Origin of the sequence: Staphylococcus sp. HMSC036D05 (genome assembly GCF_001836225.1) — a bacterium.
Taxonomy (GTDB): Bacteria; Bacillota; Bacilli; order Staphylococcales; family Staphylococcaceae; genus Staphylococcus; species Staphylococcus caprae.
Genome location: NZ_KV827781.1, coordinates 344,769 through 362,954 on the forward strand (window position 1 = coordinate 344,769; position 18,186 = coordinate 362,954).

The 18,186-nt window shown below is 34.0% G+C and carries 3 protein-coding genes; all 3 read left to right on the forward strand.

Going from position 1 to position 18,186, the window contains the following annotated elements; genetic code table 11:
* The first annotated feature begins 142 nt into the window (after window positions 1–142).
* Window positions 143–3,583 carry a dynamin family protein gene (locus HMPREF2580_RS06410; RefSeq protein ID WP_070831313.1) on the forward strand — a complete coding sequence of 1,147 codons (3,441 nt, stop codon included), beginning with the start codon at window positions 143–145 and terminating at the stop codon, window positions 3,581–3,583.
* A 21-nt stretch (window positions 3,584–3,604) separates the two neighbouring features.
* On the forward strand, window positions 3,605–4,483 hold the full coding sequence (locus HMPREF2580_RS06415) for a 5'-3' exonuclease (RefSeq protein WP_002442914.1): 879 nt from the start codon (window positions 3,605–3,607) through the stop codon (window positions 4,481–4,483).
* Between the two features lie 373 nt (window positions 4,484–4,856).
* Window positions 4,857–18,186 (forward strand): hyperosmolarity resistance protein Ebh (gene ebh, locus HMPREF2580_RS12455; protein ID WP_083321674.1); only part of this gene is annotated, 13,330 nt, incomplete at its 3' end.

Genomic DNA, 18,186 nt, shown 5'->3' on the forward strand with positions numbered 1-18,186 from the left:
CAGCCTATGTGATAAAATTTAAAATATCATAACTTTTGAAAATTAGGGTTTGTCATTGAGACTAACCTAATTTTTTTAATTTTTTTCACATAATAAACCAAGCGTTATCTTTTATTGATGGAACTAAAGGGGATTCAAACACATGGATAATACTGAACAATTAGACATTTTATATAAATTAAAAAAAGAAGTAGAGAAATCAAATAATGATGCATTAGTTAATACAATTAATCAAGTTATAAAAAAGGTATATCTCAATCAATTTACCGCTTCGTTTGTGGGGCACTTTTCAGCGGGTAAATCAACATTAATCAATTTATTACTTGAACAAAATATATTACCAAGTTCACCTGTGCCAACGACAAGTAACACGGCGATTGTTTCAGTTGCTGACAAGCCAGGCATCATCGCAAATCTACCGCATCAACAATACACAAAATTAAAAACGTATGACGAAGTGAAACAAATGAACCGTCAAAATGTCGATGTGGAGTCTGTTGAGATTAATTTCCCATCCGACAAATTTAACAATGGATTCACGCTTCAAGATACACCAGGTGTAGATTCCAACGTCGCAACACACCAATCTAGTACAGAACAATTTATGTACACAAGTAATATTTTATTTTACACAGTTGACTATAATCACGTGCAATCTGCATTAAATTTCAAATTTATGAAACGCATTAACGAAGTAGGGATTCCTGTCGTTTTCGTCATCAATCAGATTGATAAACACAATGAGGAAGAAATTACATTCGACACATTTAAAGCACGTGTTGAGAAATCAATCAATGATTGGGATATTCATCTTACTGATACATACTACGTCTCTAAATTTGATCATCCGGAGAATCAAATTGATGAATTATCCAACTATCTCGTTGAAATGGACAATAACCGTGAATCTGTAGAAGATTATGTTCATCGTACAGTCGAATTCATTACTGATGCGCAACTCGCTTATATTCAAAATGAAATCCAAGATATTCTCGACACATTGGACATCGAAGAAGAGGGCTTCGAGCAAGCCTACATTAAGTTCCAACAGAATCAAGAAGTGAGCGAAGAAGCACAACTTTTAAATGATGACGATAAATTGCTCAATTATTTGAAACAAAAGCGTAAAGATATTTTAGAAAATGCATATATTATGACGCATGACATGCGCGAATCATTGAGATCCTACTTAGAAAGTAAGTCTGATGATTTTAAAGTTGGTGGACTGTTCAATAAGAAAAAGAAAAAAGAAGAAGAACAAGAACAGCGTTTAAATAAAGCGACTGAAGAATTACAAGATAAAGTCGATCAACAAATTCGTCAGCCTCTTCGCGAAGATATGTCGTTCTTAACGCGATTCATTAATAGTAGCGACGTCAATGAACATATTTTAAATCAGGATTATCGTATTCAACCCACGCTTATTTCTGATTTATACCAACCGCAAACAAGTATTAGTAACACTTACGTCTTAACATTCTCAGATGAAGTGGTAAAAGCTTTAAATAAATTCATTGAAAACGAATCCAACCCAATCTTTAAAGAAGCAGTGAACCATGCACACGCTAGCGAGCTCACTACTGATGACAATGAAGATAAACAAGAATATGAAAAGTTCATCGAATTCAAAAACTTAAGAGAGTCGCTGACAACGAAGAACTATCAGCATTATTACATTCATTTAGATGATTCTCTTGATAAATTAATCGGAAGAACTGAAGCGAATTTCGAACTTAAAGAAGAAAACTCGACAGCTTATCATCAAAAGCATGAAAAAAAAGAACAAGTTGAGGCAGAAACAGCTAATCAAGTTGATATTCAAAATGCACTTGAAGTTGTCGAAGACGTTCCATTCTTTGATCGAACTAAAAAAGATATTAAAGATACGATGCATCGCCTCAATCACCAAATCACTAAAATTGGTGTGTTTGGCACATTTAGCGCAGGTAAAAGTAGCTTAATCAATGCATTACTCGGTGGACAATACTTAGTAAGTTCACCTAATCCAACAACAGCCGCTACTACAGAATTGTCATATGGCGATGAAAGTCAAATTACCCTAAAATCTGCCGACCAATTACTCGAAGAAATTAACAACGTACTAGAATATTATGATACATCGTTCGATTCTTTAGAAGCTTTCATTCATAGTGATTTAAAGAAATTAAAAGCACAACTTGAGAAGAATCAACTCGCATTTATAAATGCGGTTGAGCAGCATTACGATATGTATCTAGATATGCTTAATGAAGGCGAAGTTCACACCGTTTCTCAAGATGATGTTAAAAAATGGAGTGCCGAAGACGAATATGCGACATTCGTTAAGACCGTCCATCTTAATCTGCCACTCGAATGGCTCAAAGGTAAAATCGTCGTCGATTCGCTTGGTTTACATTCAAATAACCAACGTCATACTAATGAAACTGAACAAATTCTTACATCATCAGATTTAATTCTATATGTAAGTTATTTCAACCATTCATTCACTGATAATGACAAAGCCTTTATCGAACACATGAAAGATATGAACCAATTAAATGAGAATCAAGCCTTTAAGATGGTTATCAATGCGGTTGATTTAGCTGAAAATGAGGACGACCTTAACGCAGTACATGATTATGTCGCTGATGCACTAGGACAAGTGAATCTACATTCTGAAATATTTAATGTCTCAAGTCGTAAGGGGCTTAAAGAAGGCGATCAAGGCATAGACGATTTACGAAATAGTATCCAACGTTTCGCTGATGTAGAATCTAAAACCATTTTAGAACAACAAATGGTTCATCAAATTCAGCAAATGAATGATTCATACAAAGAAATGATAGAAGAATTCCATAACAACAAAGATCAAATTGCAGCGAGACAAAATAAATTATCACAAATTAAAGATGAAGATAGACTCAATCAACAATTAATTAACACTACGTCACAACATACATCTAATGAAGTGGAAGAACAAATTTACCATTTAAATGGTCGCTTAAAATTACAACTTCTAGATGAGGTTAAATCGGTTTACAACAGTCAAATGACTCAAAATAGTGACTTTAATGAAGAAAAGAAAATTTCATCTAAAACGTACTTAGACCAAATTCATCAACGTCTATATTTAGAACAATCATTAATAACTGAAAGAATTAAAAAATATTTTAATACACAATTAGAAGAACAAGTTGCTCCTATAATTAAGAAGTTAAATAATATTCACGTGTTAGTTAAGGCGGATTTCAATATAGAACCTGATGTAGAAGAAGCACCATTTTTAAGAATAGATTTAAACGAGATGGTCGACGCACTTCCGAAACAATTAACCAAACGTAAATTATTAAATCCAAATTCACAACGTGACATTCAAGAACAAATTTCAGATACGACATTGAAATTATTGCAAAATGGCATGAGCGCGTTTAAACAACAACTTGATAGTTATGTACATCAAATGTCTCGACAAGCCGAAGATCAATTTAAAGAATTAGAACAACATATTCAAGAACAAATAGATGAACTGTTATCATTCAAACTTGATGATTCACTGATTCAACAACTCGAAACAAAATCAAAACAACTAGACGAAATCTTATAAAGAAGAAAGAAGGACGCTTTAATGGAACAAAGAGTATTACTTGTAGATGGAATGGCGCTACTCTTTAGACATTTCTATGCGACAAGTTTACACAATCAATTTATGTACAACTCTAAAGGGATACCGACAAACGGCGTTCAAGGGTTCGTTAGACATATTTTTAGCGCGATTAAAGAAATCAACCCTACACATGTTGCAGTATGTTGGGATATGGGACAACAAACCTTCCGAAATGAAATGTTTGAAGGTTATAAACAGAATCGACCAGCTCCACCAGCCGAACTCATCCCTCAATTCGATTATGTCAAAGAAATCTCTCAACAATTCGGATTCGTTAATGTAGGCGTCTCTAATTATGAAGCGGACGATGTGATTGGTAGCCTTGCCAAAGAATACTCAGAACACAATAATGTTTATATCATCACTGGAGATAGAGACATACTTCAATGTATTAATGACAATGTAGAAGTTTGGCTTACTAAAAAGGGGTTCACGATTTACAATCGATATACGTTAAATCGTTTTAGAGAAGAATACGGATTAGAACCGAAACAATTAATAGATGTTAAAGCATTCATGGGAGATACAGCAGATGGGTATCCAGGTGTTAAAGGTATAGGAGAAAAAACAGCGATCAAATTAATTCAGAATCACCATACAGTTGAAAATGTAATCGAAAATATTTCAACGTTAACGCCTGCACAACAGAAAAAGATCAATGATAACATTGATAATCTGCATCTATCTAAATCATTAGCAGAAATCCATACACAAGTTCCTATTGAAACAGAAAAGCTATTCGAAGAGATGACATACGCTCATGAATTAAATGATATCTTGTCGATTTGTAACGAACATGAGTTATACGTTTCTGGAAAATATTTAGCAAGCAATTTTTAAAATATAAACCAAATGATACATCGGAAAAACTTTCCGATGTATCATTTGGTTATTTTTTTACATTTTAATGATAATCACTAACAACATTCACTTTTATTTTATAAAAGTTATGTTAATTAATTTCACAATCCTATATTAAAATGATATTATTATTTAGAACGAATAAAATATTGTTCCAGACGCTATTGTGATAAATGAGAGGGCATACCGATATCAAATTAATTTTGAAATGACGTCAATTGCTCTTTTTTATTGAGTGCAATTTGAACGATATCATTTCATTTAAACAACTTCGAAATACTTATTTGCTCAGATTCGACTGTCACATTAAACACCAAAGACAAAACATCAAGAAGAGGAGTGGACAATAGCTTTGAATAATCGAGACAAACTACAAAAATTTAGTATTCGCAAATACGCAATTGGAACATTTTCTACAGTCATTGCGACACTAGTGTTTGTTGGTTTCAATCCTGGACAAGCACATGCCAATGAAGTGAGCCAAAGTCAAAAGGTAATCGAACAACAAGAAGATTCACAAATTGATGAAGACAATTCAAATTCTAAAGCTCATCAATTAAATAGACAAGTTGATAATAATCAAAGTCGTTCAAACGAAAACAATCAACCAAACGCACTTAATAAAACGACATTAACAAATAATGACGAAAATCAAAACGCAATACAAAGTCTTGAATCAGAGCAAGCATCGACAAATAGCGATGAAAACAATATCAATAACCAATCTTTACTTTCTCAAGAAGATTTAAGAATTAACAAAGACGTGATTCATGCTAAGAAACAAGAAGAAGAAGAAAAAGAAAATCAAGATTCTTCTAAAAAAGATAACCATAAAATGATTAAGCAACAATTAGCTGAAAAACGTGCTAATAAAGATGATAAAAACAAAGATTCTGTTAAAAAGAAAGCAAAAAATAGACAAGCTCAATCACCAATTGATAGAAACAGTCTCCAAGCTTTATTAGACTCTTCATATCATGAATACAAAATGATTGATAGAGACAAAGCAAACGCAACTGAATTTAATAAAGTGAAAGCTATATTTGATAAAGTAAATGAATTATTAGGTAAAGAAGATAACGCTACATCAGATGAGCTTACTTTAGTATATCAAGAGTTAGTACAAGCAATAGAATTGGCACGTACATTACCACAACGTTCTATAGATAGTAATACTCTTAAACGTTCAACTCGAGGTGTCAACTCTGACAGAGCTGCAAGAGGTAGCGTCTCATACCAAAATGCCTACACTGAATATTATGTTTCTTCTGATGATGATGGTTCAGGCTATCCACCTGGAACATTTTTACATGCTTCAAATAAAGGTGCACCATATTATTTACCTACAACACCATATAATTTGTTGCATGCTTCAGACGTTAGAAACATTGCTTACATTACTACTAAAAGATTAAAAAACGGCTATCAATGGGACGTATTATTTAACCTTGGACACTCTAACCATGAAAATATGATTTATTGGTTTGCGATACCTCGTGATCAAACACCTGCGGGTCCAGTAACCTTAACAATTATAAATAAAGACGGGCGTGCCACTTCATATGATGGCTCTGGTTCTGGGTCAGGTAAGCCTTTACCAAAATTTTGGGAAACTGCAGGTGGCATAAATCCTAGTGTAGCAAATTATTTTAGACATGGTGCAGCACATGGTTATCAATTTTATAATACTCCATATTATCAATTGAACAAATTCTGGGATTTCGCTCGAGGCAGTGATGAATTTGCGCCAAATTCATACTTCAACAGAAACGGCGCGTCTAGCACAGCTAAGTATTATGGTGATGAAAACTATGCTTTTCTTAATGGCGATAGACCTGAACAAGGACAAGGCTTAGATTCTATTTATTGTTTTATAGGTAAAGGAGATGTAAGTTATCGCATATCCTTTAAAACATCTGGATTGCCAACTGAACGTTTATATTATGCGGCAGGTGGACGAGCATTAGAGTTCAACCAACTTTATAACTATAACCAACTATATGTAGAACCAATGAAAGTTTATCAAGAAAGAATTAAATCGTTTGTAGAAGTTAAGAATCGTACAATGCATTTAGGTAACACTGAATATACTTATGATTCAACACTAGGTAAATATGCTAACCGTGCTATCTTGGATAGTGATGGAGATCATACAACTGATTATGCCGATGATCCGTTAAGCTATGTGAAAAATATAAGTGACACTATAATGGGATTCATGCCTCCAAACGCCCAATATGATAGTTATCGCGTATTTGGAGTCAATGATTTAAATCCAGTAGAAATTGAAAGCTTATTCGCACAAGATAAACTTGAAGAAGCTGCACGTACAGGAAAACCTATTAAATTAATGATTGGTTTTAATGCTCGAGACAGTTCTAGTAATCCTGAAACTTTAGTTCCAGTAAAATTATACGTTAAACCACAATTACAACAAAAGATTAGTTATTGGCATAACAATGAAGGTACGAGTATTGATACGTATACTGAGTCTCGTAAAGTTGGACATCCTGTTTATCAAGTAATGGCAGGTGATATGCATAATAACTCTGTAGAACAACAAGAAATACGTATCAAACTTACAAGTAATGAACCGATAAAAGATAATGATTGGTTAATATATGGTTATCCACGTACATTAAGATTGGAGAAATCTACTGGCAGAAATAACAATACAAAAGAAAAAAACTTCTCTTTAGTAGGAACATTAGAGCCTGGAGATTACTTCATAACTGTGAAGTTAGGAGATAAAGAAGAACAATTTGAAGTAAGAGCTAAACCATATCCTCCAACTTTAGTCACTACTGCCTTACAACTTAAAGGTAAGGCCGGACAAAAACCTGATATTGTAGTGACAAACGTTCCACCTCAAACGAACGCGAAAGTTTTATTAGTAGTAGGTGGCGTTAATGGTCGAACTGATGCTTTTTCTGACCCATATACAAAACCTGAAGGTTACACTGTAATTGCTAGAGCAGACGCGACAAGTCATGGAACAGTTACAATTACAGCTAAAGATTATTTACAAGGATTACCGCGTTCTGGAGAAATTAAAGCAATAACTTACTTTGATGACAATGTTCAATCGAACTTCAGTAATGCCATTACGTTAATAACTGATGAAACACCACCTACAATTGGAGAACCTGTAGGTTTGAAAGATAAATATTATAGAGATAATCAAGTGCATTTCACTATTCCTGTTAGTGATAATCAAGATGGTTCTGGTGTCAATCAAGTGACGATAGAGGGACTTCCTTCTGGATGGACACAATCCTTTGTCAAAACTCCGAATGGTCAAAGTGGCACTTTAACAGTAAGCGGAACGATAAGTCACGCTCAAGCACTGAATAGTACTATTAGATTAAGATTATCCGCTTCAGATATGGATAATAATGTTACAAAGGGCGATCAAATTAAAACGATTAATATCAATGTAAGTAGTTTAGCGGTTGATTTTCCTCCATTACCTTTAACTAATGGTAATAGAGTTGTTGTAGTTAATCCGACTATTATCAGTAATGATGAGAAAGCTATCGCTAAAGATCGTTTAGCTAGACAAAATGCAAGTAGAAATAATGTCTTAGCAGTAGCTAACACTTTCCAACCACAAGATAATGGTAATGTATTAGTAAATTATAAAGATGATTCTCAAGCAACGATGAATGAAGGTAATGTATTTACTTACGAACCTATTCGCAAAAATCAGTTTTCCGAAAGTGGAATTACAGATAAAAAAATAGCAACGATTTACGTTGCTAAAGGAAGTAGATTTAATATTGGTAAAGACATGAGAAACTATTTCTCATTAAGTAATGGTCAAGATATACCTAATGTGCCATTTACTGTAATGACACCTGCTGATCCATTACCTACACCAGAACAAGTATCGCAATTCGGTGATGAGCCTCATCAATATAGAGTTATGGCATTCAATGCTTATAACAAAAGTATAGAAAATTTATATATCCGTATAAAAGCAATTGACATCGTAGCACCAACCGGAAATCATAGAGTATTCCGTGTCAATCCTATTAAACTTAGCGATGAGGAAGTACAAGCAGTTAAACAAGCCTTTGTAGATGCCAATCCTAAATTACATTTACAAACATCAGATATTGATGTTTCGAATCCTACAAACGGGACTGGTGTGAGCACTGTAACTGTATCTGTTCATAAAGACCAATATACTAAGACATTTACTTCTTCAGCTAACGACATGAATTTCTTAAGATGGCCTAATATCAGAGAAGATTATTCAATCTCTTGGTCTAGTGATAAACTACCAAACCGAAACACTGATGGCGGCTTTTCTTGGTCACCTGATCATAAATCAATAATTTATCGTTACGATGCAACAAAAGGAATTGCTATCAATACAAACCAAGTATTAAATTTATTTACTGCAACGACTACAGTTCCAGGGTTGAGAAATAACATTACTGGTAACGAAAAGATTTTAGCAGAAGAAGGTGGCACACCAAGTTACAAACCGTATGGTTATTCATCACAAATTAATAGTGATGATAGACAACGTAGCTTCACTAAAGATGGACAACTTATTCAAGTTTTAGATTTAGTTCAAACAGGAACAGGATTCGGTAATGCCGTTGTCAACCATTCTAATATTGTTTATAACCAAAGTAATTCTCAAGTTGTAAATGGAGAAGTTCCTGCAGCAAACGGGGCAGCTGCTTTTCAATTAGAAAAAGTAATAAAATCGAATTATGTATCAGAAGGTATTATGGGTGTTGTATATAAAACGCATCTATTTTTAACACCATATGGCGCTAAACAATATATCGAACGCACTGGCAGTACAATGGATACCACTACTAATGTCTACGATGTATATTTTGTACCTAGTGATAATGTTAAACCTACAATCACGTTTGGGGATTATTCTCATAATGAAGTATATTCAGGCGAAACATTTAAAAATACAATGAGCGTCTCTGACAATTACGGCGTTCAGTCGGTATCTATTCCAAACGACAGCGGAATAAGAGTAACTATCTCTAACAATAATACTCAAGTGAGTGGCACAGCACCTAATGTAACTTCAGTTACAAATAAATCAGTAAAAGTTACTGCTATAGATAAAAGTAATAACCAAACTACTGAACAATTTAATGTTCTATTAAAGCCTTTAAAAGATAAATATCGTTTAACTACAAGTTCAACAAACCAACATCCAGTTAGATTAAATAATATTCAAAACGGCGCAACTCTGTCACCAGCAGAGAGACAATCTGTAATAGATTCTGTATCTGTGACTAATATCGCGCCAAGAAGAAGCTATATCACTGAACCAGCTAATGAAGTTCAATCAAAAGAAGTTAGTAATGTAATTAGACCGAGAAATGATGCTACTGTTACTGTGACAGTGACATACAAAGACGGTACAACAAATCAAATATCTGTACCTGTTAAGCACGTTTTACCAGAAGTCGTATCAGAACCAAGATATACGGTTAAGGGTCAAAATTTCCCACAAGGTAAAGGGGCAGAACCTAGAGATTTCTTTAGATTACAAAATGGAAACACATTTAACGCAAGAGTAAACTGGGTTGGAAACAATGCTCCAGACATTAATAGCAATCAAATCGGTGTTGACATTCCATTACATGCTGAGATTTGGTTTGATGGTGAAACTACGCCAATAGTGAAACAGACGAGTTATAAAATAGTTAAATCTGAGCCAAAGAAAATTTTCGAAACCACTATCAATGGTCAATTTGTTAATTCTAATGACAATCCAGGTAACGCAGGTTCATATATAAAATCTATTAATAACTCATGGCCAAACGGTATGTATTTCGATTGGGCTCAAGGCTCAAGTGCTCCAACTTCAAATACACCAGGAGCTTTTGTAAGAACTGCAACAGCTATTTATCCAAATGGTGAAAGAGAAGATGTGAAGATTCTTTTTAAAGTCCAACCTAGTAAGCCACAAATAGATGCTAATAGTGTCATTGCTAAAGGTGGATTATCTAATCAACAGGTCATCGTAAGAAACGTGCAAAATAATGTAGATGTAAAACTTTATCAAGCAAACGGTAGCGTTATACCTAATACTACGTCTGTAATAGCAAATGGTACGGCAACTATAACAGTTCAAGGAACTCTACCAACAGGTAATATTTACGCTAAGTCTTCTATTACAACTAATAATCTAACTTATGCAAAAAGAACAAATAATGATGTTTCAGATACAACCGAAAACGTAACTGTAACTTCAGAGAATAGCGATCAAGTTAATGTAACTGTTGCAATGGAAGCCAAAAACGGTGGTATAAAATTAGTAAAAGGTATAGATTTTAACTTTAATAATTTTAATAATTTTATTAGTAATGCACCTGCTAACTCTCGTTTTGCTTGGGCTCAAAGTCCTGATACATGGAAAGGTAATATCGGACAATCGAATAAAACAGTCAATGTTACATTGCCTAATAACCAAGAAACAAGAACTGTAGATATACCAGTCATGATTTATCCATCTGTGACTGCTAATGCTCCAGTAAGAGATAAAATAGGTCAAAATTTAGAACGTGGTACAGATGTCTATAATTACATTGAATTCGAAGATGGCAAACGATATAACGGAACGGCTACCTGGAAAGATAATCGACAACCAGATAAAAACGTAGCTGGGGTTCAAAATTTAACTGCGCTTATTAATTATCCTGGAATTACAACTCCAGTAGAAGTTCCAGTCAAAGTATGGGTTTATAACTTTGATTTCGCTCAACCAGTTAACATAATAGAAGTTGGTGATACTTTCCCTAAAGGTACAAGTGCTGCAATGTACAAACATTTAGAAAATGGCGAAGGTTTGCCAATGGATGGATTTAAATTTTATTGGAATCCAGAAACTGGTACTAGCTCAAACCAATGGCAATCATTAGCATATACAAGCACTCCATTCGTTAAAACAGGAAGATATGATGTGCTTGATTCAGGTAATCGTGATTTCCAAACATCGCAACCAGGTAAATTCATTGTAAAAAATGGCACTCCTAATCCACCTATTATTACTGAATCTAATGCAGGTGAAATTACAATCACACCTGGAGCGGTCAGACAAATCCCGATTAAGGGTAGTGGCTATTATGCTCAATCAAATGCTGATAAAATCGTAATTAATAGAAATGGCAGAAAATTAACTACTTTCATTAAAAATCAAGACGGACGATGGGAACTTTTAACAGGTGAACCAGATATTAGAGGCATATCGGCAAAAGATGACGGAAGCGCCATTTTAATAAATCGAACTGCTATCTCTGAAGGCGATACAATCCAAGCTATTGCGACTGAAGGTTCAGGGGAGATAATCAGTAGTCCTGCAGATAGTGGACCGTTTATTGTTAAAGCACCACAACCAGAGAAAGCTACTGCTAAGATTTGGCAGAACGGAACTTTTGAAGTCACACCTGATAATGCTACAAATACTTTTAACCCAACAAAAAGGGTAGAAGTTAGCTACACAGAAAAAATAGGTAATAATGAAGCAAACAAAACATTTACTATCACTAAAAATAATAATGGTAGCTGGTCTATTAATAACAAACCAAGCTATGTAACATTTAACCAAAGTAACGGTAAAGTTATCTTTGATGCTAATACTATTAAACCTGACTCACAAGTTACTATTACTTCTAAAGCAGGTAATGGTAATACGGAAAGTACAAATCCAAATATAGTTTCTGCGCCAGCGTCCCATTCTGTGACTATCAGAGAAATTATAAAAGAACAAGGGCAAAGTGTAACTAATGCAGATGTTAATAACGCTGTTCAAGTCGAAAATAAACGTATAGCAAGTATTAAATCAGGTACAGCATTACCTTCAAATCTAGCTGGTGGTAGTACAACACATATTCCAGTAGTGATTACCTATAATGATGGAAGCACTCAGGAAATCACTGAAACTATTAAAACAAAAGTAAATAAAACTGAATTAATTAACGCTCGCAACCATTTGGACGATACTATAAGCAAAGACAATAAAACGCCTGCAAGTATAAGAAACTTTGAACAGGCAATGGAAAGAGCGAAAGCACAAATAAATCAAGCGAAAGCTGAAGCGGATACTGTGATTAACACTGAATTTGCTACACCACAACAAGTAGCTAATGCATTAAATCAAGTTAAAGCAGCTCAAGCTAAAATTGATGAAGCTAAAAACTTATTACAAACTAGAGCTGATAATTCACAATTGGTTAGAGTGAGAGATGAGTTACAGCACACACTTCAACCAGCTGCTTCAACAGAAGGTATGACTCAACAAAGTGCTCAAAACTATAATTCAAAACGACAAGCTGCTGAACAAGCAATTCAAAATGCTAATTCTGTAATCAACAATGGAGATGCAACTGCTCAACAAATTACTGAGGCTAAAAATAAAGTAGAGCAAGCTCAAAGAGAATATGTTGAAGCTAAAAATGGTTTAAGAGCGGATAAATCTCAATTAGAAACGGCATATCATCGATTAACGCAAAATGTAATTTTAACAGATAAGAAACCAGCATCTGTAACTCGTTATAATCAATCATTAGCAGGATTTAGAAACGAATTAGATACTGCTAAAAACGAGGCTAATAGCGTTCTACAAAATACTAATCCTTCTGTAGAACAAGTGAGAAATGCGTTAAATAAAGTTAATGCAGTACAACCAAAAGTTAATCAAGCTATAGCTTTATTACAACCAAAAGAAAATAACTCTGCTTTGGTTCATGCTAAAAATCAATTACAAAATGCAGTGAATGAATCTGACCCTACTCGTGGCATGACATCTACCACTGCAAATAATTACAATACTAAGAAACGAGAAGCTCAAGCTGAAATTCAAAAAGCTGATCAAATCATTGCAGACGGAGATGCAACTGCCAAACAAATTTCTGATGAAAAAACTAAAGTTGAACAAGCATTGCAAGCTTTAAATAATGCTAAAAGTGATTTGCGTGCTGATAAGTCACAATTACAAAATGCTTACAATAAGTTAACAGAACAAGTGAGCACTAACGGCAAAACACCTTCAAGTATTAAAAAATATGAAGCAGCACGTAAAGCGATTGAAACTCAATATAATGAGGCTAAAAATGAAGCTGAGCAAGTGCTCAGAAATAACAATCCGAGCGTAAACGATGTTACTCAAGCGCTTGAAAAAGTGAATAATATTCAATCTAGAGTAAACGAAGCCGTTCACATGCTTCAAAACAAAGAAAATAATAGTGAGCTAGTAAGAGCAAAAGAACAATTGCAACAAGCTATTAACGATCAACCTTCAACTACTGGTATGACTCAAGATTCTATAAGTAATTACAATTCTAAACGTCAAGAAGCTCAAAATGCAGTATCTCATGCAGAAACTGTAATCAATAACGGCGATGCTACTGCTAAACAAATATCAGATGAGAAATCTAGAGTCGAACAAGCTTTAACAGCTTTAAATGATGCAAAACATCAACTAACTGCTGACACGACAGCTTTACGAACAGCAGTCAATCGTTTAGACAGAAGAGGCGACACTAACAATAAGAAACCGAGTAGCATACGAGCATATAATAATGCTATTCAATCAATACAATCACAATTGGATAATGCTAAAAATAATGCAAATGCTGTGATTCAAAAACCTATTCGCACAGTGAATGAAGTGGACAATGCATTACAAGAAGTTAACCGAGTTGAACGTGAATTAAGTCAAGCTATCAATCAACTTCAACCTTTAGCTAATAATGAGGCACTTAAAGCAGCAAGAACTCAACTTGAAAATAAAATAAATCAAGCAGTTCAAACTGATGGAATGACGCAACAATCAGTCAATGCATATAATCATGCTAAACAAGAAGCGCAAAGCGAATCTAATACAGCTCAAACGTTAATCAATAACGGCGATGCTACTGATCAAGAAATTTCTTCAGAAACTGAAAAAGTAAATCAAAAATTTAAAAATTTAGAGAACGCCATAAATGGATTAACTGTCAATAAAGCTCCGTTAGAAATCGCAAGAAATAATATTCAGTATAATATTATCCATGCGTCAAGCACTGAAGGTATGACACCACAGTCTGCTCAAGCATATAGACAAAAGCTCCAAGAAGCTAGAAATGAAATTACTAGAATTAATCATGTGCTTGATAATCATCCTGATGTCAATGCAATTAGAACTAATGTAGCTTCAGCAGAACGAATGAAGAATGAATTAATACAAGCTAAAAACAATTTACAAGTAGATACTCAACCTTTAGAAAATGCTCAAAGAAATATCCAAAGTGTTATCGATCAAGGTTCTAATACAGATGGAATGACAGCGGATTCTGTAAATGATTTTAATGACGCATTAGCAGCTGCTATAATCGAAAAAACTAAAATCAATAAGTTACTTAAAAATAAAGATTCGATTACTGTAGATAAAGTTAAACAAGCTGTAGCTGAAGCTAACGACGTAATTAAAAACTTAAAAGACGCACGTGCTTCACTACTTCCAGATAAAAGTGATCTTGAAGCTGCTAAACAAGCGCTTGAAAATAGTATTAATCATCCTACAGACACAGAAGGCATGACGCAAGAATCATTACACAACTATAACGAGAAACTAAATGCTGCTCGAGAAGAACTAAATAAAGTGAAAGATATTTTAAATAATAACCCTACAGTAGCAGTTATTAGATCTACTACTAATGAAGCAAATAACTTTAAAGCGGCTTTAGATGAGGCAAGAACTCAGTTAGTTTTGGCTAGACAACCATTTATTAATCATATTAATAGTGAGGATAGTCTTAATACGCCTCAAAAAGAGAACTATAAAAATCAAATTAATAGTGCAACGAATCACCGCGAGTTAGTAAGTATCCAAAGTAACGCTGATACGCTTAATCAAGCTATGAAAAAGTTAAAAGAAAGTATTGCCGATTACGAACAAGAAAAATTAAAAGAAAACTATATAGATGCTTCAGATAACAAACGTCAAGCGTATGATAATGCTGTAAATGCAGCTAAAGGAATTATCAACCAAACTCAAAGTCCAACTATGAGTAGTGATACTATTAATCAAAAAGCGAACGACGTTAAACAAACTAAAGATGCTTTAGATGGTAACCAAAGATTAGCAGCCGCGAAACAAGAAGCAGTACGTCATCTAAACGACTTACATGATTTAAACGAGGCACAACGTCATGCGCTTACTACTGAAATTAATAGTTCTAATAATATTGCAGCTGTAAACCAAGCTAAAGAAAAAGCTAACACTGTAAACACTGCAATGACCGGATTAAAACAAAGTATTGCTAATAATGAACAAGAGCTTCGAAATGGCAATTATATTAATGCTGATAAAGACAAACAAGATGCCTACAATAGCGCAGTAAATAATGCCAAACAAGTTATTAATCAATCAAATAACGATTCAGCACAACTTGATCCAACTGAAATTAATAAACTTGCTCAGAAAGTTAATACTACTAAACAAGAATTGAACGGTAATGAAAAGTTAGCAGAAGCAAAACGAGAAGCTAACACTACAATCGACGGATTAACTTATCTCAATGATGCACAACGTGCGAAAGCTAAACAAAATGTCGGCAACGCTACAACAAGAACAGGCATTGCTAGTCAATTAGGAAATTACACTAAGTTAAACAACGCGATGAAAGAATTACGCGATAGTGTTCAAAATGTTAACCAAGTAAAAACAGGTAGCAATTATATTAATGAAGACAATGGTCCTAAAGAAGCATATAATCAAGCAGTAACGAATGCTCAAAATATAATCAATGCTCAATCTAGTCCTGAAATGAGTACGGATGTTATTAAACAAAAAGCGCAAGCAGTGACTACTGCTCAAAATAATTTACACGGTCAACAAAAATTAGAAGAAGCTCAACGTAATGCAAACAGGGAAATAGATAACTTATCTAACTTAACCTCTGCTCAAAAGTCAGCTGAAAAAGCATTAATTAATAATAAACAAACAAGAACAGAAGTTCAGAACCAACTTAATGATGCTAAAGCTTTAAATGGTTCAATGGGTACATTAAAAGAACTAGTGAATAAACAATCAGAAGTTCAAGGAACAAGTAATTATATTAATGAGGATGGACCAGAAAAAAATGCGTATAACAATGCAATTTCAACAGGGCAAACAATCATTAATAAAACGACTGATCCAGTACTCGATAAGACTACTGTTGATGAAGCAATTAGAGATATTAATAACAAAAAATCTGCACTTCACGGTGAACAAAAATTACAAACTGCTAAAACAAATGCAACAAACGCAATTAACACTTTATCAGATCTCAATACACCGCAAAAAGATGCTTTAAAAAATGAAATTAATGCTTCTAGTACGCGATCTCAAGTGACTGAAGAACAGACAAAAGCGACTGCCATTAATGATGCTATGCACACATTGAGACAAAATATTGCAGACAATGAAAGTTTAAAAAATCAAAGTAGTTACATTAACGCAGAACCTGAGAAACAAAACGCTTATACAAATGCAGTAAATGCTGCAAACGCTATTATTAATGAACAAACTCCAACTTTAAATGCGAATACAATTAATCAAAAAGCGCAAGAAGTATTAACAACGAAAAACGCTTTAGACGGAGAAGCACAACTTCGCAAAGCGAAAGAGAACGCTACTCGTGAAATTGATGGCTTAAATCAACTTACACAAGCTCAAAAAAATAAAGAAAAATCATTAGTTAACGAAGCACAAACGAGACCAGCAGTTGCAACGCAGTTAAGTGAAGCTAAAGAACTAAATAAGGTTATGGGGCAATTAAATAGCTTAATTAATAACCAAAATGAAATTAAAGGCAGCAGTAAATACATTAATGAAGATCCCGCTCAACGAAATGCTTATACAAATGCGATTTCACACGCTGAATCACTAAAAAACAGAACGCAAACTCCAGAATTAGATAAATCTGTAATTCAAGGTGCGATTAATAATATTAATACAGCTATTAACAATTTAGATGGGGAAGCAAAACTTGCTAAAGCTAAACAAGATGCCAAAGCAACAGTTAATGGACTAAGCGGTTTAACAAACGCTCAAAAAACAAATGAAAATAATTCCATTGGTAGTGCAACAACTCGAGATCAAGTCGCAACTATTTTAAATAATGCTCAAGCTTTAGACCAAACAATGCAAACATTAAGAGGACTTGTGAATGCGAAAGATCAAGTTCATTCAACAAGTGACTTTATTAATGAAGATAGTCAACAACAAAATGCTTATAACAGTGCTATTGCAAATGGTGAAGCAATCATTAGTGGTTCACAAAACCCTACAATGGACAAATCAAAAATTGAACAAGCCATTAATCAAATTAATGCTGCTAAAAATAATTTACATGGTGTCACTAAACTTCAAAATGATAAAAATGCTGCTAATCAAGCAATTGCTCAATTAGGATCTTTAAATAATCCACAAAGAACTGGCGAAGAAGCGTTAGTAAATGGTGCTCAAACTAGAAATGACGTTACAGCTCACCTCAATAATGCTAAAGCGTTAAACGAAGCTATGAAAAAGCTTAAAGAAAAAGTTGCGGAAAAAACTAATGTTAAACAAAGTAGTGATTACATTAACGGCTCATCTGAACATCAAAACGCATACAATCAAGCATTACAGAATGCCGAAGCAATCATTAATCAAAATAGTAATCCTACAT

What these genes read in the sequence shown, in the direction of transcription:
- HMPREF2580_RS06410 (WP_070831313.1), top strand. Translation starts at nt 143, where the DNA reads ATGGATAATACTGAACAATTAGACATTTTATATAAATTAAAAAAAGAA.
- HMPREF2580_RS06415 (WP_002442914.1), top strand. Translation starts at nt 3,605, where the DNA reads ATGGAACAAAGAGTATTACTTGTAGATGGAATGGCGCTACTCTTTAGA.